At 65.6% G+C, this 18,772-nt stretch carries 15 protein-coding genes; 11 read left to right on the forward strand and 4 right to left on the reverse strand.

Annotated elements, in window-relative coordinates; all coding sequences use genetic code 11:
- Positions 1 to 1,022 precede the first annotated feature (1,022 nt).
- On the reverse strand, positions 1,023 to 4,379 hold the full coding sequence (locus tag V1Y59_RS12955) for a DEAD/DEAH box helicase (RefSeq protein WP_330505379.1): 3,357 nt from the start codon (positions 4,377 to 4,379) through the stop codon (positions 1,023 to 1,025).
- Between the two features lie 199 nt (positions 4,380 to 4,578).
- Between V1Y59_RS12955 and V1Y59_RS12960 the strand changes: the two genes are divergently transcribed.
- The gene (locus tag V1Y59_RS12960) at positions 4,579 to 4,854 is read left to right on the forward strand and encodes a type II toxin-antitoxin system Phd/YefM family antitoxin (protein WP_330505380.1); all 276 of its coding nucleotides are present in this window, start codon (positions 4,579 to 4,581) and stop codon (positions 4,852 to 4,854) included.
- Positions 4,851 to 5,132, forward strand: coding sequence for a type II toxin-antitoxin system RelE family toxin (locus V1Y59_RS12965; RefSeq protein WP_330505381.1), 282 nt, complete (start codon positions 4,851 to 4,853; stop codon positions 5,130 to 5,132). Before V1Y59_RS12960 ends, V1Y59_RS12965 begins: the two co-directional genes overlap by 4 nt.
- 28 nt (positions 5,133 to 5,160) lie before the next feature.
- On the opposite strand, the gene V1Y59_RS12970 is transcribed toward V1Y59_RS12965, so the two are convergent.
- The gene (locus V1Y59_RS12970) at positions 5,161 to 6,216 is read right to left on the reverse strand and encodes an aldo/keto reductase (protein WP_330505382.1); all 1,056 of its coding nucleotides are present in this window, start codon (positions 6,214 to 6,216) and stop codon (positions 5,161 to 5,163) included.
- A 105-nt stretch (positions 6,217 to 6,321) separates the two neighbouring features.
- Here V1Y59_RS12970 and V1Y59_RS12975 point away from each other — a divergent pair, with 105 nt between their 5' ends.
- Positions 6,322 to 6,951, forward strand: coding sequence for a TetR/AcrR family transcriptional regulator (locus V1Y59_RS12975; protein ID WP_330505384.1), 630 nt, complete (start codon positions 6,322 to 6,324; stop codon positions 6,949 to 6,951).
- A gap of 55 nt (positions 6,952 to 7,006) precedes the next feature.
- On the opposite strand, the gene V1Y59_RS12980 is transcribed toward V1Y59_RS12975, so the two are convergent.
- Entirely contained in the window at positions 7,007 to 8,653 is a 1,647-nt protein-coding gene (locus V1Y59_RS12980; RefSeq protein WP_330505385.1) for a PGAP1-like alpha/beta domain-containing protein, read from the reverse strand.
- 490 nt (positions 8,654 to 9,143) lie between these two features.
- Here V1Y59_RS12980 and V1Y59_RS12985 point away from each other — a divergent pair, with 490 nt between their 5' ends.
- The 3 genes from V1Y59_RS12985 to V1Y59_RS12995 all read left to right on the forward strand — a co-directional run bounded on the left by V1Y59_RS12985 (position 9,144) and on the right by V1Y59_RS12995 (position 11,591).
- Complete coding sequence (locus V1Y59_RS12985) at positions 9,144 to 9,344, forward strand: ferredoxin (RefSeq protein WP_330505386.1); 201 nt, start codon at positions 9,144 to 9,146, stop codon at positions 9,342 to 9,344.
- Positions 9,341 to 10,567, forward strand: a complete 1,227-nt coding sequence (locus V1Y59_RS12990) for an NAD(P)/FAD-dependent oxidoreductase (protein ID WP_330505387.1) — start codon at positions 9,341 to 9,343, stop codon at positions 10,565 to 10,567. Before V1Y59_RS12985 ends, V1Y59_RS12990 begins: the two co-directional genes overlap by 4 nt.
- Positions 10,568 to 10,631: 64 nt before the next feature.
- Positions 10,632 to 11,591, forward strand: coding sequence for a fumarylacetoacetate hydrolase family protein (locus tag V1Y59_RS12995; RefSeq protein WP_330505388.1), 960 nt, complete (start codon positions 10,632 to 10,634; stop codon positions 11,589 to 11,591).
- Here V1Y59_RS12995 and V1Y59_RS13000 read toward each other — a convergent pair.
- A complete protein-coding gene (locus V1Y59_RS13000) occupies positions 11,579 to 12,154 on the reverse strand; it encodes a TetR/AcrR family transcriptional regulator (RefSeq protein ID WP_330505389.1) in 576 nt (191 codons plus the stop codon). The genes V1Y59_RS12995 and V1Y59_RS13000 overlap by 13 nt on opposite strands.
- A gap of 138 nt (positions 12,155 to 12,292) precedes the next feature.
- Here V1Y59_RS13000 and V1Y59_RS13005 point away from each other — a divergent pair, with 138 nt between their 5' ends.
- The 5 genes from V1Y59_RS13005 (at position 12,293) to V1Y59_RS13025 (ending at position 18,768) form a co-directional block, all read left to right on the forward strand.
- Positions 12,293 to 15,793, forward strand: coding sequence for an indolepyruvate ferredoxin oxidoreductase family protein (locus V1Y59_RS13005; RefSeq protein WP_330505390.1), 3,501 nt, complete (start codon positions 12,293 to 12,295; stop codon positions 15,791 to 15,793).
- A gap of 425 nt (positions 15,794 to 16,218) precedes the next feature.
- Positions 16,219 to 16,590 carry a hypothetical protein gene (locus V1Y59_RS13010; protein ID WP_330505391.1) on the forward strand — a complete coding sequence of 124 codons (372 nt, stop codon included), beginning with the start codon at positions 16,219 to 16,221 and terminating at the stop codon, positions 16,588 to 16,590.
- Between the two features lie 79 nt (positions 16,591 to 16,669).
- The gene (locus V1Y59_RS13015) at positions 16,670 to 17,557 is read left to right on the forward strand and encodes a 4Fe-4S domain-containing protein (RefSeq protein WP_330505392.1); all 888 of its coding nucleotides are present in this window, start codon (positions 16,670 to 16,672) and stop codon (positions 17,555 to 17,557) included.
- Positions 17,558 to 17,583: 26 nt separating this feature from the next.
- Positions 17,584 to 18,540: a sugar phosphate isomerase/epimerase family protein gene (locus V1Y59_RS13020; protein ID WP_330505393.1), complete on the forward strand. Its 957-nt coding sequence runs from the start codon at positions 17,584 to 17,586 to the stop codon at positions 18,538 to 18,540.
- Positions 18,541 to 18,567: 27 nt separating this feature from the next.
- Positions 18,568 to 18,768 carry a ferredoxin gene (locus V1Y59_RS13025; RefSeq protein ID WP_330505394.1) on the forward strand — a complete coding sequence of 67 codons (201 nt, stop codon included), beginning with the start codon at positions 18,568 to 18,570 and terminating at the stop codon, positions 18,766 to 18,768.
- The last annotated feature ends 4 nt before the right edge of the window (positions 18,769 to 18,772 follow it).

The raw sequence follows: 18,772 nt of genomic DNA on the forward strand, positions 1-18,772 counted from the left end.
ACACCAACCCCACGCCCTTCATCTGGCACAAAACCGCAGACGAAATCCTGCAACGCCTCGCCGGCTACTGCGCCGCGATCAACGAGAACAACAATTAAACGACGAATCTACCTGACAGGACACTAGGAAACCGCTCTTCCTATCAAAGGGGCGGACCCGGCCGGCTACTGCTCGGAGAAGCCAAAGACAGGTCGGCCGATCGATGCGCTCCGAGGCCCTGCCAAGTTGCTAAGACGACCCTCGCCAGCCCGGCCGCGAGAAGTTGAAGGCGGCAAAGCGGCTGGCGGGTAGTGCCGGCCTGACATCGCGCGCGACCAGCGCGTGAATCGCCGCCGCACGTCGTACATTCGGTCAATCCGCGGCGCGTTGCATGCGGAGCTATTTGGCAGTACGTACAAAGCTCTTTGTCCCCCGACAAATCAATTTGTCCCTGCTTGGATGCTCTCGGAAAGCAGAGTCCATGGCATGGGCCGTATGAACCGACACGAGCACTCCCACACTGGAGTGCTGCAATGTCAGCCTTACACACAAGCTATCCGTGTCGCTGGGATCTGGCACTTCAGGAGTTGGAGGATTCATTCGTCCGACGGACAACTCCTTGCGCGTCTACAAGACCCGACTCCACTCACGCTCAGCGACGTCGGGTGGATAGAACGTTACCGAAACAGCGAGGTTCTGCTCACCCTGTTCGGAGCCGCGGATGCGCGATCGGCGTCGTTGTGGTGTCCTCGACAGTTGTCGACCAAATAGGGTGCCCACTCGACCGATTCGCGCACCCAGTGGACGGGAACGGCGCCCAGTGCGGGGTGGTCGCCTACGCTACCGTCGTTGTGGCTCGGCGGGTGGAAATCGAGGTGCGGCGAGTGGTCGTCGGTGGCGGTGGTGTAAGTCCGTCGTTATGGTTTCGAGTTAGGTTGCGGCCCTTCGTGACCCTTCGAGACGCTCGCAAGCTCGCTCCTCAGGGCGGCGCACTCGGCTAGCGCCCCGTTCCTCAGGGATCGGGGGGCGCAGCGATCGGGGCGCTACTGCGATCCTGGCGTGAACTCCGCCAACCACCCGAACAGTGGCCGGGCCGGTTCCGATGGCTTCGATGGCATCAGGCCGAGCGGACTCAGGATCGGCGGAAGCTTGTCGGGGAACAGCGGTTTGCTGATGACATGCCCGTCGTCGAGGGGTGTGGCGGATCGCCACCCGTCGCCGACGTGGATCAGAGCGACCAGGTGTCCGTGATCGGTGACCGCGGCGCCCACCTCGATGCCGAGGGTTCCGGCGAGTGCGAGGAGCGCGCATTCGAACTCGCGGGGCGTCGCGGACCCCGCCTTGAGTACGGCGGCCGCTGGACGGGCTGCGATCCCGGCCGACGCGTCGATGCGAAGCAGCTCCTCCAAGGAAGCCCGAAGATTGATCACGCGTGTTTCGTCGTCGTCGGCGTCACCGCTCAATATCTCGGCGATAGGCAACAACTGCGGTTCCGGGGTGATCTGCGGAAGCAGATCGGACAGCAGGCGTTTGCGTTTGCCGTGCACCATCCCGCGGACACGGCCCGGTGTGGTGACCACCGCCGTCGGCGGCGACAGCCGGCCGATCAGCTCGCGGGCGTCGGAAACGGCTGACGACGCGTCGATCTCGCCGGTCTGCGGCAGGTCGACGACGGCGTTCTGATAGGCGACATCGCCGCGGCGCGCGAAGAGGATCACATCGGCAGCGAGCACGTCGGTACGCGTCGACCGCGGCACGGGCAGCTCGATGCGCCGCGGAAGGGTATGGGTGCGCAGGATGGCGCGGGTCGCGCCGTCGTTGCTGACGACCGCGAGGGTGGCCTCGGGCGGCGAGGCGTCGAGTGGCAGGTCGATGCCATCGGCGGGACCGAGGGCCAGGTGCGCACGACTGTGGACGAGGCTCTCGAAGTCGTTGCGGGAGAGTTCAACTCCGCGGGGCGGCGAGTTGATCCCGTTTGGGTCGGTGAAGTCGGCGCGACGGGCTCGCCCCCACAGCAGCGGCACCCGCGCGCGGCGCGCCTCGTCATCTTGGAGCTGTTCGAGAAACCACAGCAACCGTCCGCTCCCGCGGTGCGGATGAGGTGTGAGATGCCACCAGGTGAGCCGGCGCGCGAGGTCGGCGGCCACCACCGGCTGCCACGAACCGATGCCGATATAGCCCAGCGCCGCAATCCAACTGAGGTAGCGCGGAAACGCGTCGATGGCGCGCGTGAGTTCCGAGCGTGACAGGGGACCGGATACGCGCAGACGGTCGGGACTGTGCAATGCCGCCACGGCGGCGGCCGCGCAGAACCTGGGTCCGAAATCGGTGTCGAGCCGACGAGCCAACGCGGGCACCGAGGCCAGGGTGTCCTCGACCCAGGGGCCATAGGTCCGGGGATTGACCGGCCAATCATTGAGCGCTGGAACACTGTTCGCGATCGCAGCGAGGATCATGTATTCCGCGCCGGTCGCGTCGGTGGGGGTGGACAGGGCGGCGAGGCGGGAGTGGAGATTGCTTGCCGCGTCGACCCCAACCATCAGCCGGGTGGTCACGGCGCCGAGTTCGGTCACGGTGAGGGCGCCGTCGGCGTCGTCGACCAACCGATGGGTGACCAGGCGGTCGAGGACTCCATCGAGGTTGTGGCGCCGGTTGTTCTGGGCGTAGGCGAAGGTGCCCTCGTACCAGAGTCGCGCGTCGGCACGTTGCGCAACGCTGCCGAGCAGAATCTCCGCGAGGAGGGCGTCGGCGAGTTTGTCGATCAGCCGGCTGTCCACCCGGTAGCCGGCGACAAGTCGGCTGCGCCACGCGAGTTCCTCACTGCGCGGTACGAGAATGAACCCGAAGCCCTCGGATTCCTGACCGGCGCGTCCGGCGCGGCCCAGCATCTGCTGTGCCTGACTGGTTTCGAGGTCGTTGATGCCGAGCGTCAGGTCGCGGATGATGACCGAGCGGGCCGGTGTGTTCACCCCGGTCGACAGGCCCGAGGTCGCGACCAGGGTGTCGATCTGGCGTGCGTTGAAAGCAGCCAGCGCGCGTTGGGCTTTCGGCGCGTCCCGGAAGTGGATGCCGACACCTTTGCCGAAAGTCTGGTCCACCAGGGTGTCGTCGTCGACGCCGCGGTAGCGGACACCGGCCTGCAGGGCCGCGGTGCGGCGGACTGCGTTCTTGCTGCCGCAGAAGACCAGCACGCTGCCCGTACCGGAGTCGTCGTCGGACATTTCGTGCAGCAGGTCGGTGATGGCTTCGTCTTTGGCGTCCTCGTCGGCCCAGGGTTTCCCCGAGGGGGAGTCGTAGGTGACGAACTGCGTGAGCAGGCGCGTAGGTCGCCAATTCACCGTGATCAGTTGGGCGTTGAACCATGCGGCCAGCTCCTCGGCGTTGGCCGCCGTCGCCGACAGCGCGACGATCCGCGTCCGGTCGGCCGACGCGCGTAGCCGGGCCAGCAGCGACTCCAGGGTGGCGCCGCGCTCGTGGTCGCCCACGAGGTGCACCTCGTCGACGATCAGACAGCCGACGGTCTCCAGGAAGGACCTCAATGACGAACGACGATAGAGGGATTCGAACTTCTCGGTGGTCGCCACCCACAGCTGCGCGGTGCGGATGCGGTCGCTGGACATGTTGGTCTCGCCGGTTAGTTCGATAGAGGCGATTCCGTGTTCGCGCCACCGAGCCGCGGTCGCCGCCACCTCGGCGGCCAACGCGCGTGCCGGGAGCAGCCACACCGCCGGGCGGTTCTCCAGCAGGATCGACCGCAGTGCGGCCACCTCGCCGATCAACGTCTTGCCCGAACTGGTCGGCGCGACCACCATCACGTGGCCTGCTGTGTTCAGCACTGCCGGAACGGACTTCGACTGCAGCGGGTTGAGCTGGTCAAACCGATCCAGGTAGGGCAGTAGGGCCGGTGGGATCAAGGTGGCGGTCGGCGTCCAGGACTCCTCGCCTGCGGTGGTGCGGTCGGGATCATCGGCCATCCGGTCGAAGCCCGCGACGAACGCGTCGACCAGCCGTGGCGTGATGTGCACCGTCCCCGAGTTCTCGTTGATCTCGAGTTCCTTGCGGGTGAAGTTCGTCGAATGGTTGAGGACGCGGTCGTCGGCGAGCACGACCTTCTCGTGCAGGTTGCGGACGGTGATCACGCGGACGTCGGCACTACGCAGGCGACGCAGCGCCGCATCGTTGGACGTTTCGGGCCGGGCGAACACGATGACGTCGACGTGGCGTCGGCGCGCGGCGATCGTCGCGTCGAGGAGAGCGTCGGCGTGGGGCGAGGCATCCCACCACGGGACCTTGATCCAGAGACGATGCTCGGCGGTACCGACAAACGACTGGAGGGTGCGGTAGAGCGCGCCCTCGATGCCACTTTCCGCCGAGTAGCTGTCGACGTACTCGCTGACCACCCCACGCCTCCTGTGTTGACTCCTTTCATTGAAGTTCGGGTGCGGGGGGAAATGCAATTGGGTGGGCTCGCCGTAGCCGGTGCGATCCCAGCGGAACCGATTGCGCTGGCAGTGCGTCCAAAAGGCTATGAGAAACCGTTGCACGAGACGACTGCATCACCGCACCGTGTCTGGCCATAAGTGTGGCTAGAATATGACCATGACGACGGTACCGCTGGGCGAAGCGAAAGACAGGTTGTCCGCATTGATCGACAGCGCCGAGTCCACGCACGACATCATCACGATCACCAAACATGGGAGGCCCGCCGCGGTGCTGATGTCTGCCGACGATCTGGAGTCTCTCCACGAGACGATCTACTGGCTCTCACGTAGAGGCACCCCAGAGGCAATTGCCGCCGCCGACGATGAACACGCTTCCGGCGAGACAATCTCGCTCGACGAGTTGCGCGCGGAGCACGGACTCCCGCCTCGATGAGCGGTCCGACGCCGGAACCCTACGTTGTCGCCATCGCCTCCCCCGCACGCCGCGCCCTCTCGCGTCTGCCCGGACGAGCAGCACACGCTGTCATCGAGTTCATCTCCGGTCCGCTCGCCGAGAACCCGCCTCGGCTCAGCAAGCCGCTTCGCAATGAGTTCGAAGGTGCCCGCAGTGCCCGCCGCGGCGACTATCGAATCCTGCTACGCATCGATGACGCGACCCACACCGTCCTCATCATCGACATCGACCACCGAGCTCACGTCTATCGCACATGACGCCAGTGCGATTCGCGGCCGCGTGTCACTAGGCCACCGGTCGAGACGAGTCATACAGCGGCGGGTTGAGCCGAGCGAAACCCTCCTGCCGGTGGTACGGGAAGTGGGGGTAGGGCGCATCGACCGCAGAGGCGGCATCGAGGAGCGCGATCTGCTCGCTACTCAGCGACCACCCGACCGCCCCGAGGTTGTCACGCAGTTGCGCCTCGTTGCGCGCGCCGATGATCACGCTCGACACGGTGTGCCTGCGCGACAACCAATTCAGCGCTACCTGAGCGACCGTCTTGCCGGTGTCGCAGGCCACCTGATCGAGCGCGTCGACCACCCTGAACAGTCGCTCGTCGTCGACCGGCGGGCCCGCGGAGGCGGTGGTGTGCAGCCGACTTGTCGTCGGCAGAGGGGTGTCTCGTCGGAGGCGGCCCGTGAGGCGACCCCATCCCAGCGGGCTCCAGACAATCGCTCCGACACCTTCGTTGACGCCCAGCGGCATGAGCTCCCATTCGTAATCGCGCCCGATCAGCGAGTAGTACACCTGGTGTGCGACGGGTCTGACGGAACTGCGCCGGTCGGCGACGGCGAGCATCTTCATGAGTTGCCAGCCGGAGAAGTTCGAGACGCCGGTGTAGCGGATCTTCCCGCTGCGGACCAGGTCGTCGAGCGTGTCGACGACCTCGTCGAACGGTGTCGCAGCGTCGAAGGCATGCAGCTGAAAAAGGTCGATGTAGTCGGTGTTCAGGCGTCGTAGCGCGGACTCGACAGCGTGAATCAGCCGATGCCGGGAGGTACCGAAGTCTGCCGGGCCGTCGCCAGTGGGTAACGCGGCCTTGGTCGAGATCACCACGCTGTCCCGGCGGCCCCGCAAGGCTGCGCCGAGCACCTCCTCCGACGCGCCGTCCGAGTAGACGTCGGCGGTGTCGAACAAGGTGACCCCGGCGTCGAGGCACTGGTCGACGAGGCGGCGGGCAGCGTCGACGTCGGTGTCGCCCCACGCCTTGAAGAACTCGCCACGACCGCCGAAAGTTGCTGCACCGAAGCCGAACTCCGAGACCTGCAGGCCTGAACTGCCAACGCGCCGATACTCCATGATTCTCCTTAAGGGGACTGTAGTTCTGTTAGTGACTCTACGCCCGGATTCGGGAAAAAGGAACTGCAGACCCGTTAAGTGGGGTGGTCGTCGTACGATGCGTGGGTGAGCAATGCTTCGGAAACGCCGGCTGGTCGACGATCTGCTGACACCCGCCCGGGCGGGCGGACCGCCGACGTCCGACGACGCGTCCTCACCGCGACCGAGGACGCACTGATCGAGCACGGTTTCGCGGGTATCGAACTTCCTGTGATCGCTCGAGCTGCGGACGTGGGGAAGACGACGATCTATCGCCGGTGGGGTTCACCGCAGGCGCTGGTGAGTGACCTGCTCGATGACATGGCCGCGCAGTCGGTCCGCGCCACGCATACCGGTGATCTCGACAGTGACCTGCAGGCCAATGCCGATCTGATCGTGCGTACGCTCGGTCATCGTCGGCAGGGTCGGCTGTTCGCCGCTCTGGTCGCAGCGGCGACCCACGATGCGCAGACCAAGCGCGCGCTGGCGGAGTTCTATCGCATCCGGGTCGACGAGTGGTCCACGTCGGTCGCCGATGCCATCGACAGGGGAGAGATACCGGCGACCACCGATACGACCGCGGTCATCCGATACCTGTCCGCACCGCTGTATTACCAGTTCTTCACCACCGCAGAACGTCTCGGCGACGGTGATGCCCGGCGGGCGGTGCGGGCGACGATGGCGGCGTTGGGTGCTGGGGTTTTCGAGTCATCCTGACGGTCGGGGTTCCGATCGTCAGGTGGTCAACTGGATGGCGTGATGTGTTTCGGTCCTACCCAACATCCCCGTCAGAAGCAGAGTCGATACCCAACCGCAGCGTGCCCCTGAATCCGGTACCGCCCACCCTGAACGTCCACTCGTGCCTGTCGTCCGCCTTCGTGGCCCGTTGGACGTTGGCCAAGTAGTCGTCGCCGGCGAGCTGGGCGAGGTCGGCTGCGGTGGTCGATGACCTCCCCAGGTGTTCGTCGGTCGTATGGACGAACACCGACACCGGCTGCTCGTCGGGAAACACCTGGACGTAGTACTGCTTCTGGAAGACGACGTTGTCGGAGAAACCGATGCCGAACTTGTCGCGCTCGCCGACGTAGACGTCGAGGCGGAAGACCATGCCGGGCAGATCGTCGGCCTTCTCGCCGATGTCGAACCAGCCCTCCCACAGCATCCTGTCCGGGCCGGCCCAGCCGGTGGTGAGGTCTCCTCGTTCGGCAAGGGGTAAAGACAACTCTTCGGCAAGATCGGGGACGTCGTCGTTCAAGCTCGTGTCGGCGAATGGGCCGTAGCAGTTCTCGGCGTCCCTGTGCTGATTGAACAGAAAGAAGTCCAGGCAGCGTGGCTTGATGGCGATTCCGAGATAGAACTCGCTCCGCCCGAACCTGTCTCCGCCATGCAGGATCTCGGCGTCGTCGAGCCAGAGCTTGGCACGGTGCGTTCCATGGAAGAACCGCATCGCGATCTCGTACGCTTCACGTGAGGTGACCAGCGAGTCGGTCCCGCCGTGGCATTTGTGAATGAACGTTCGTGGCGCTCCGGGCAGCTGGGCGGATGCCTGCTGGACCAGGCCATCGCTGCGATTGACTGCGAGCGAACCGGTGTCGATGAACGTGGACACTCGATTCGCGAAGGCCGATCCGGGGACGCCATAGCTGCGATAATCGGTGCCGACCACCGTCAGGATCTTCTCGGCAGGGAACTTTTTGCCGACTTCCAGGAATCGCGTGCTGTCCGGGCTGAACGACGCCAACTCTCCCTGCGCGCCCTCGACCTTGGGGAGACAACGCAGCAGCCAGTCCGGCACCCGCTGGAAACTGATTCCGCGGTGCGGGGTGCCCAGCGTGACCACCTTGTGGACGAGTTCCGTTGCGGCATCGCGCCCCATGCCGATCAAGGCTTCGCGAACGATGAGTCCGCCCATGCTGTGTGCCACGATGTCGACACCGTCGAACCTTTGTCCGTGCTTCCTCATCCCGGCACGGATCAACTTGATGAGTCTGTGGAGATTCTTTCCATACGCCTCCAGGGTGCGGTCGCTGAGATCGTAATACCGATAGACCCAGATCGTTCCCTGTGTTGCATCCTCGAGCACACTCGCGGCCGTCGCCGGGTCGATCACAACCTGGCCCTTGAGATGGTCAGGTTCGTAACCGTCGCCGGAATAGCCGGGTAGGGGCTCCACGTCGTTGGCGTAGTAGCCGATGACATTGGTGGCGTCGATGTACGGGTATCTCTTGGACTTGATGGCGCGGAGAACGAACCCTTCGTAGATGTAGTTCTCCCCGCGTTTGGTGTGGTACACCGTGCCGTCATTGAAACCCTGGTAGGCACTGCGCATCTCGTCGTCGACGCCGATGCCGCCGAACCCGCGGATGAGGATGAGGGGGCGTGGCGGTGTGGGCGTCTCGTCGGTCGGGGTGACGTTCATCGGTGCGACTCCTCGTCGGCCACGCGTGAGTGCTGTCAGCAGTGCCTGTGGAGTCACAGTAGCCGCAGATCCTCGTGTCTCGGAGGGAGTCCGGTGAACCGGTCGAGGAGGTATCGGCCGAACGAACGACACGGGCAGCAGGCATGATCGTCAGGGGCCGGAGCTCACCTTGCTCGGCGACGGTGAGTTTACCGTCGCCCGTGTAGTCGTAGCGCCGGGTGACTCCGCCGTCTTCGACCAAAATCGTTGCGAACTCGCCAGCTGGTCTCCGGGTTCTCGTCGCGGCCGATGATCGGTAGGCCCAGCTCGTCGAGCTCGAGGACGAGACGCCGCTCGGCGGTCTCGGCGCGTAAGTACTCGGCGCGTGCACTGCGTCATTTGACGCACTCCTAGTTCAGTCATCTGCCACTTGGGAGGGCGACGTGACCGGCAATAGCCTCGATGTCATGACGTGATGTGTGTCACGTCAGGACGCAGAGGAAGTGACGCAATGAAGATCCAGGTGGACACGAACCGGTGCCAGGGGACCGCGATGTGCCTTGCGGTTGCGCCCGAGCTCTTCGACATCCTGCCCAATGGCATCGCCGAGGTTCTGGTCGACGACATCGGGCCCGACCTCGCGGCCACCGCCGAGGATGCCGCACTGGCGTGCCCGGCCGCCGCGATCACAGTGATCGGCGACCAGGGATGACCTGGACATACGGTACCGACCTACGCGATATCGTCATCGTCGGCGGCTCCGTCGGGGGCATGCGGACCGCGGCGTCGCTGCGACGGCGCGGATTCGACGGCCGCATCCGGGTGGTCGCCGGGGAAACGACACCGCAGTACTATCGGCCGGCTCTGTCGAAGACGTTTCTCAGCGGCGACCAAAGCGAGGACGACGTGCTGCTCCCCGTCGCCGAGGACCCCGAATTGGAGATCCTCCTCGACGCGACCGCGACGTCGGTCGACCCCGGCTCCCGGACGGTGAGCGTGGATCACGATGGTCAGAGGCTTGCCCTGGGCTACGACGGTCTCGTCATCGCCACCGGTCTCGAACCGCGCCGACTCCCGCTACCGTCGCTCGAGGGCATCCACTACGTGCGGGAGATAGCCGACGCCACAGCCCTACGGCACGAGTTGGATGCCGGACCGCGGGTGGTGGTGATCGGTGGCGGTCTGATCGGCGCCGAAGTCGCCGCCACCAGCCGCAAGCTCGGACTCGACGTCACCATCGTGGAGACCGGTGACGCCCTGCTGGGCGCGGTCCTCGGTGCGACGGTCGGTGCGGCCGTGACCGACCTGCACCGCGCCCACGGCGTCGACGTGCGGACCGGGGTGGGCGTCGCCGAGGTATCCGGGGCGCGGCGCGTCGAATCGGTGACCCTGACCACCGGCGAACAGATACCCGCCGACGTGGTGGTGGTGGCCGTCGGTTCCCGACCGCGTACCGACTGGCTCGCCGGCTCCGGGGCGCTGGTGGACAACGGCGTGCGGTGTGCCCCCAATCTGCGTGTACTGCAGGGCGAATCGATGGTGGCGGTGGGCGACGTCGCGCGGATCGATGACCCGCAAGGCCTCACGGCAGTGCCGGGATCGGTGCGGATCGAACACTGGGAGAACGCTGTTCGCCATTCCGATGTCGCGGCACGTACCCTGCTGGAAGGGCCCGAGGCGCCGGCATACACGGCACGTACCACGTTCTGGACCAACCAGTACGACCTCGCGCTGCACGTGTTCGGTCATCCCGGCCGGACCGACGAACTCCGCATCGCCGAGGGGTCGGTCGACGAGTTGCAGGGCGTGGCCACCTTCCACGCGGGTGACCGGGTCACCGGGATTCTCACCCTCAATCAGCCGCAGCGTCTGCGCGCCTACCGTCACCTGCTCGACGCGCCGGAGCCGGCAGCACCCGTGTCCGCCACATCGTAGGAGCGGCACCATGACCACCAGTCGGCAGGCGCTCACCTGCTGCTTCGAGTGAGGAAATCTCTCCGTGAAACTCTTGAGCTACCGCGACGACAACGGCGCATCGCGTCCCGGCGCCGTCGTCGCCGGCGGGTACATCGCAGACCTGGCCTCGATCGGCCGAGAACTCGGCCTCGATATCGACGGTGTCCCCACCGCTCTTGCTCTGGGCGCAGCGGGTCGGCGCCCGATCACCGAGCGCATCGAGCAACTCGCCGCCGCCCCCGAGCAGGCACTGTCCGACGGAAAAGTGTTGCGGGAGGATCAGATCGAGCTGCTACCGCCCAGCGGTGCGCGGCCCTTCATCCTCGGCTGCGGCGGCATCTTCGTCTCCCACCTGAAAGAGATGGGCGTCGACCCGCCGATCCCGAATCCCCAGCCCGACGGCTACATCGTCAATCCCAACACGGTGGTGGGCTCCGGAACACCGATCGTTTTACCGGAACTCGCACCCGATCAGGTCGATTTCGAAGGCGAGCTGTGCGTGGTGTTCGGCCGTCCGACCTATCGGGTGACCGCCGGCGAGGCGATGGACCACGTGGCGGGCTTCACGGTGCACAACGACGTGTCCGCACGCGACCTCAACGGCGGGTTCGGCTCGCCGGATGCGGCCGAGCGCGTGAAGGCCTACGCCGGGGTCATCCGGTACAAGGGTTTCCCGACCTTCGCGCCGCTCGGGCCGTGCGTGACCACGATGGACGAACTGCCCGACATCGAGACGTCCCGGCTGATCACCACCGTCAACGGCGAAGTGATGCAGGACGATCTGATCGGCAACCTGGCGATGAGCATCCCCGAGGTCATCGAACGTGTCACCCGCATCCACTCCTTCGAGGCGGGCGACCTCATGACCCTGGGCACCCCCGCGGGTGTCGGCTACGCACGCGATCCACGCGTGTTCCTGCGCCCGGGGGATGTGGTGGAGGTGTCGGTGGACGGGATCGGCACCTTGCGCAATCCGGTTCAGGCGGCGGCTCAGCCGGCATGATCGGTGTCGCCGGAGCCATCGCGGGCCGGCACGGTGCGCTCGATCGCAAACCGCAACAGCCGCGACGAATGCTCCGGCGACATCACCGCATTCGTCCCCTCGATCGTGGCCATGGCCAGTGCAAGCACGGTCTCGGTCTCGTCGAACATCGCGTTGCGTTCGCGGACCGCGTCAAAGATCAGCCCCTCGATGGCGGAATGCACGTCGTCGAGCACCTCGGCCACCGCATCCGAATGCGACGCGCGTTCATGCAACATCCGGTGCAGCGGACGGGCTTCGGCGCGCATGATCTCCAGGTACAGCTCCAGCCGGGCCATCGCGTTTGTCTCCGTCAATGCGACACGTTCCATGACACGTTCCTGGACCCGGCGCTGCACAGCGGCCAACGCGCCGTCCTTGGACCCGAAGTACCAGTACAGGTTCGGGCCCGTGACACCGGCCTCGCGCGCGATCTGGGCCATCGTGGTGGATGTGTAGCCGGAGTCGAGGAAAGCCTGCTCGGCTGCGTCGAGCAGACTCTCGACGCGTTCGTCGCGATCGACCGTCCGGTTGTTGCGCGCCACTTCGATCTCCTTCAGCACAGCAGGGGCGAGACCAGTATGTCAGTGCGATCAGGATGTGCTTCGGTCCAAACAGTGGCCAAGATCGCACTCCATCCAGTAACCTCGTCTTAAATCACATTAAAGATGAATGAGGTGACCATGTCATCAACAATCGAAGCCTCCACATATGACCCCCGCACCAAGCTCGAGGTCCAGGCCAACGAGGTCTATCTCAACGGCACGCAAGCCCTGATCCGTGCCGTGTTCGAGCAGATGCGTCGCGATCGTGCGGACGGTTACACCACCGCGACCTTCGTGTCGGGCTATCCGGGCTCGCCGCTCGGTGGTTTCGACCTCGAACTCGCCCGGCACCGCAAGCAGGCCGAGGAGTTGGGGGTGACCCACCTGCCGGGGCACAACGAGGAGCTCGCGGCCACCTCCGTCTACGGGACGCAGGTGACGCAGACCTTCGACGATGCGACGCATGACGGAGTCGTGGGCGTCTGGTACGGCAAGAGTCCCGGTCTCGACCGCGCCGCCGACGCGATCCGTCATGCCCAGTTCGTCGGCACCACGCGCCGGGGCGGTGTGCTGGCGCTCGTCGGCGACGACCCGGGATGCAAATCCTCGAGCATCCCCTGCACCACCGATCAGACACTGATCGATCTCGGCCTGCCCGTGCTGACGCCGGCGTCGGTCGACGACATCCTCACCCTCGCCCCGCACGGCATCGCCATGTCGCGGCTCAGCGGTCTGTGGACCGGCGTGCGCATCGTCACCGACATCGCCGACGCCTCGGCAACGATGAGTGGATTGCCGGAGACTCCGGAGATCGTCGAACCCGAACTGCACTGGAAGGGCCGCCCCTTTGTTCCTTCACTCAAAGGCATTCCGGGACCGCCGCATTCGATCGAAGTGGAGGCCGAGCTACGTGGCCCACGGATCGAGATGGCTCGCGAATACGGTTACCTGAACAAACTCAACCGTATTGTCGTCGAACCAACCGAGGCAAGGGTCTCGATCGTGGTGGTGGGCCACCTGTACGCGGTGGTGCAGAGCGCGCTGGCCAATCTCGGCATCGACGAGTCCGATCTCGCCGCGCTCGGGGTTCGCCTGTGTCACGTGCGGATGCCGTTCCCGCTCGACGACCGTGACCTGCGTGCCTTCGCCGCTGATGTAGAGCGCGTGGTGCTCATCGAGGAGAAGCGTCCGGTGGTGGAGGGCAAGCTGCGTGAGGCGTTGTACGGGACTGCGCATCAGCCGACGATCATCGGCAAACGTGATCAGCAGGGACGCGAACTCGTTGCGGCGTACGGGCCGGTCGTCACCGATGGGCTGACCCCGGTGCTGTTCCGCGCGTTGTCCGGCGTGATCCCGGCCGATGCGATGCGCGCACCCCGACCGCCACGGATCACGTTGCCGCTGCTGACCGAATCCCGCGCGCCGTACTTCTGTTCGGGGTGTCCGCACAACCTCAGTACCCGGGTGCCCGACGGGGCGCTGGTGGGCGGGGGCATCGGTTGCCACGGCATGACGCAGATGATGGACCCGCAGGTCGTCGGCGACGTGGTGTCCACCACACACATGGGAGCCGAAGGTGCCCAGTGGTTCGGCATGAGTCGATATGTGCAGACCGAGCACATCTTCCAGAATCTGGGTGACGGTACGTTCTTCCACTCCGGGCAGCTGGCCGTGCAGGCGGCGGTCGCCGCGGGTGCGCACATCACCTACAAGCTGCTCTACAACTCGGCGATCGCGATGACGGGCGGTCAGGACCCCACCGACAGCAATGCCCTTCCGGTGGAGGACATAACCCATATCCTGACGCGTCAGGGGGTCGCTCGGATCATCGTCACCACCGATGAGCCGAAGAAGTACCGCCGCAAGAAGCTCGCTGCGGGCGTGCAGGTTTGGGATCGGTCCCGGATGATCGAAGCCCAGGAGACGCTGCGGGCGGTCGACGGTGTCACCGTGTTGATCCACGATCAGCAGTGCGCCGCCGAACTGCGCCGCGACCGTAAGCGCGGCCGCGCTCCCGACGCCGGCAAGCGAGTGGTGATCAACGAGCGGATGTGCGAAGGCTGCGGCGACTGCGGGGCCAAGTCCAACTGCTTGTCGGTGGAACCGGTGGACACCGAGTTCGGTCGCAAGACGCAGATCAACCAGACCACGTGCAACACCGACTTCTCCTGCCTGGAAGGGGATTGCCCGTCGTTCGTGACGGTGAAGCCGAGCCGGCGGGGGAAGAATGCGGCCACCGCTGCATCCGGGGAGGCCGCTCCGGAGTACGCCGGGGCCGGTGAACTGCCCGATCCGCCGACACGGGTGGACGCCGGTCGCGAGACGCGGCTGCGGATGCCGGGTATTGGGGGTACCGGCGTGGTCACCGCCAGCCAGATCATCGGCACCGCGGCCATGCTCGACGGCAAACATGTCCGCGGGATGGATCAAACCGGCCTGAGTCAGAAAGCCGGGCCGGTCATCTCCGACCTGACCATCTCCGACGACCCGATCGGCACAGAACCGCGCGCCTCGCAGGAGACGGTGGATCTGTTGCTGGGCTTCGACATCCTCGGATCGGCCGCCGCGCCGGTGGTCGACAGTCTGCGGCCGGGGGCGGTCGCGGTGATCTCCACCAGCCGCACACCGACCGGCGCCATGGTGTCGGATGTGTCGAAGTCCTGGCCCGACACGCGGCCGCTGATCGACGAGCTGACCGCTCGGCTCGGGGACAGCAGTGTCTGGCTCGCCGACGTCACTGAGGTGACCCGCCGGTTGTTCGGCCATTCGACCGGTGCGAATGTGTTCTTGATCGGCATGGCGATCCAGACCGGTGTGCTGCCGGTGCGTCCGGTGTCGGTGCAACGTGCGATCACGCTCAACGGTGTTGCCGTCGAGGCCAATCTGGCCGCGTTCGAGGCCGGTCGATGGTATGTCGCCGACCGCGCGGCGTTCGAGTCCCGCACGCATGAGGACGTTGCGCCGACCCGTCGGGAGGGCGAATTCCTCGCCGAGCTCGTCGACGTGGGACTGACCGGTGCGACGCTGGACTCGGCTGTCGTGCGGTCGCAGGACCTGATCAGCTACCAGAGCCGCAAGTACGCCAGGCGTTACGTGAATCGGGTCGCCGAGATCGCGCGGGCCGAGAAGAAGGTGTCGGGAGCGGTTGGACCGCTCACCGCGGCTGTGGTGGACAACCTGTACAAGCTGATGGCGTACAAGGATGAATACGAGGTGGCACGGCTGGCGTTCGACCCGGTCGAGCAGGAGCGTATCGAGTCGGTGTACGGGCCCGGTGCGCGCGTCTACCGTCATCTGCACCCGCCGATCCTGCGGGATCGGGGGATGGGCCGCAAGCTGGTGCTCGGCAGCTGGTTCACACCGGCACTGCGGACGCTGGTTCCGATGCGCGGCCTACGCGGAACCCGTCTCGATCCCTTCGGCCGCACCGAGGTTCGGCGACTCGAGCGGACCCTGATCGCCGACTATGAGGACGCACTCGACGTCATCGAGGCGACCATGTCGGCGGAGAAGCTCGACCTCGCGGTGCAGACGGCCGCATTGCCCGACACGGTGCGTGGTTACGAGGATCTGAAGCTGGAGAGTGGACAGCGGTTCCGTGAGCAGATTGGTGAGGCGGTGACTTTGTTGCAGGCCTAGCGATCCGCCGTCGGCGGCTCAACTCCCACACGCGCACGCGTTGCGTGCCCGCGCATGTCCCGACATGCGCGGGTACGCGGCGCGTGCGCGTGTGCGTGTGCGTGTAGGAGATTGTCAGACGGCCGCGGTAGCCGTGTCGAGTGTGCTTGGTGGCGAGCGGCGTTCGGCCGAACGGGCTTGTGTAACAAAGTCTGTTGGCATTGCGGGAAAGTGTTGCATTCGGGTGGTGGCGGTCATACACTCGAGATGTAAGTGATTCAGCCCACAAGGGCGGGTGGCTCGTCAGCCACTCATCGTCGCCCACGGTCTGTGCAAGACCGAGAGCTTCAACTCAGCAGTCGATTTCGGATGTGGCGGCTGCCACGTAATCGACATAGGTGCGGTGTCTGGTCACCGCAACCGCGATCAACAGTGAGGACCCGGACGTGAGCAGTAAGTACTTCGTCACGATCTTCGTCGACACCGGCGACAAGACCGAGGAGTGGACCGAGTGGGCCAAGGAGCACACGGCGGATCTGATGGAGCTCCCGGGTTTCACTGCGAGCCGGGCCTATCGGGTTCGCGACGACTACAAGGCGCGTCATCCGGAGACGTTCGACTCCCAGCCGCCCTACGACCTGATGACCTACTACGAGGTCGACGAGGAGGGCCTGGAATTCCTCACCACGTGGGAGCGGCCCGTGGGTGATCCACCCGCCGGCAAGACCCGCGACTTCCCCACACCGCTGGGCAAGAACGTCGGGCATGCCTTTCTGTGGGAGGCGATCCAGGAGGAGAATCGTCGACCCGAAGCCTAGTCGCAGCTGATCAAAGAACCTGTCCGGGAGATGTTCTCACAGATATCCGGCGGTGAATCCGCAAGAAAGGATCGACGCGATGACTGATCGCGAAGCTCTGCAGCAGTGGGAGGTCCACCGACGCTGCATCCGATGTGACGTCGCCCGGCAGGTGGCACCCGGTCTGATCGGGACCGGCGAGGACGGACGGTCCGTGGTCACCCAGCAGCCCCGGACGGAGGCGGAGATCCGGGTGATGAACGAGGCCGCTTTCGCCTGCCCGGTGGGTGCAGTCCAACCCGTTGGCGGCAGAACCACTCCCGCCGACGACCCCTATCCGCTCGCCCTCGACGACACCGTGTACTTCTGCGGGCACACCTCTCCGGCCACGGCATCGGCCAAGGGCTACCTGGTGCGGCGGGAGACCGGTTTCATGATGATCGACCCGCCGATGTTCAGTAGTGCACTGGGCCGCCGCTACGGGGCACTGGGCCCGGTCACCGACGTCCTGCTCACCCATCGCGACCACACCGCACACGGGCAGCAGTACGCCGACTTCTTCGGCGCGCGGCTGTGGATCCACGAAGGGGATCTGGACGCGGCGCCGGGAGCCGACCAGGTGATGACCGGACAAGATCCCATCGAGATCGCGCCGGGCGTCATCGCGCATCCACTGTGGGGTCACACCGAAGGCAACGTGATCTTCCTGGTGGACGACACCTACTGCTTCAGCGGCGACAGCTTCTACTGGAGTCGGACCACCGACGACATCGAGGTGTTCGAGACCGTGACGTGGCTGTCCATCCGTGGTCTGGCGGCATCGCTTCAGCGCACTGTACCGCGATTGACCTTCGAATGGCTGTTGCCCGGACATGGCGGTGGGAACCGGAAGCCGGCCGACGAGATGGCCCGGCGGATGCAGGCAATGGCCGATCGAACCAGTCAACTCACACCTCGCGCAGTCGATTTCTCGGCCGCGCGGTACTGACAACCATCTCTCGGATTGGAGGGACCGTGGAACTCGCCCTGTACACCGACTGCCTGTCGACACTGTCGTTCGAGGAGGCATTGGATGTGGCCGCCGGCCTGGAGATGGGTGTCGTCGAACTGCCCGTGGGGGATCGAGCGCATCTCCCGCCCGATCGCGTCGCCGAACTCCTCGACGATCTGGCCGCGCTCGCCGAACTGCGCGCACAACTGGACACCCGAGGACTGCGCGTCCACGCGCTCAACTGCACCGCGTGGGCGTATCAGGCCGACTTCGGAGATGAGTTCGGCGCTGTACTCGACAGCACGATCCGCCTTGCGGAGAAGCTGTCGGTCGACAAGATCGTCACCGTTTCGGGTTGCCCCGGTGTGCCGCCGGCGCTCAAAGCCATCGAATGGATGACGGTGCCCTATCCACCCGACTACTTCGAAGCGCTGGCCACGCAGTGGGATGAGGGCGTGGCCCGATGGCGTGAGCTCGTCGCCACCGCGAATGCACACGGCGTCAGCACGATCGCACTCGCGTTGCATCCACTGGCACTGGTCAGCAACGCGCCCACGTTGAGTCGGTTCCGCGATCAGGTCGGCACCACGATCGGCGCCAGCATCGACCCCGCCACCATGTTCTGGCAGCAGATGGATCCGGTGAAAACGATCGAGCTGCTGGGCCCAGCGGTGAGACACGTGCACCTCGGGGACGTGGAAGTCCACGACGAACTGCTGGCCACCTCCGGCGCCGTCCTCACGACCACACCGATCGAGGAACCGCGACAGCGCGGCTGGACTTTCCGCACGGTCGGACTCGGCCGTGGCGCCGAGTTCTGGAGTGGCTTCTTCGACGCGTTGCGCAGCGCCGGCCACGACGACGCGGTGAGTCTGGCCAACAGCGATCCCTACATCCCGCAGGATCTCGGCGCCACCCTCGCGAGCCGCTTCATCGAGGGGCTGCTGACACCGGCGCCGACGCCGGCCGCTGTCGGTTGAGATCAGCATGCGTGAAGGAGATTCCGAATGAAAGCACACGTCGACCGACGCCGCTGCCAAAGCGCGGCGCTCTGCGTATCCGTCGCGCCGGATGTGTTTGATCTGGGAGACGACGGGGTCGCCGTCAGCCTCCACGACGAACTGCCTGACGACCTCGTCGGCGACGCCGATGAGGCGGTGGCGGCCTGTCCGGCTGCGGCGCTCGCGCTGAGCGCCGACAAATCGTGACACG

It is taken from the genome of Gordonia prachuapensis, assembly GCF_036350515.1.
Taxonomy (GTDB): Bacteria; Actinomycetota; Actinomycetes; order Mycobacteriales; family Mycobacteriaceae; genus Gordonia; species Gordonia prachuapensis.

What these genes read in the sequence shown, in the direction of transcription:
- V1Y59_RS13025 (WP_330505394.1), top strand. Translation starts at nt 18,568, where the DNA reads ATGAAAGCACACGTCGACCGACGCCGCTGCCAAAGCGCGGCGCTCTGC.
- V1Y59_RS12990 (WP_330505387.1), top strand. Translation starts at nt 9,341, where the DNA reads ATGACCTGGACATACGGTACCGACCTACGCGATATCGTCATCGTCGGC.
- V1Y59_RS12960 (WP_330505380.1), top strand. Translation starts at nt 4,579, where the DNA reads ATGACGACGGTACCGCTGGGCGAAGCGAAAGACAGGTTGTCCGCATTG.
- V1Y59_RS12980 (WP_330505385.1), bottom strand. Translation starts at nt 8,653, where the DNA reads ATGAACGTCACCCCGACCGACGAGACGCCCACACCGCCACGCCCCCTC.
- V1Y59_RS12985 (WP_330505386.1), top strand. Translation starts at nt 9,144, where the DNA reads ATGAAGATCCAGGTGGACACGAACCGGTGCCAGGGGACCGCGATGTGC.
- V1Y59_RS12965 (WP_330505381.1), top strand. Translation starts at nt 4,851, where the DNA reads ATGAGCGGTCCGACGCCGGAACCCTACGTTGTCGCCATCGCCTCCCCC.
- V1Y59_RS12970 (WP_330505382.1), bottom strand. Translation starts at nt 6,216, where the DNA reads ATGGAGTATCGGCGCGTTGGCAGTTCAGGCCTGCAGGTCTCGGAGTTC.
- V1Y59_RS13015 (WP_330505392.1), top strand. Translation starts at nt 16,670, where the DNA reads ATGACTGATCGCGAAGCTCTGCAGCAGTGGGAGGTCCACCGACGCTGC.
- V1Y59_RS13005 (WP_330505390.1), top strand. Translation starts at nt 12,293, where the DNA reads ATGTCATCAACAATCGAAGCCTCCACATATGACCCCCGCACCAAGCTC.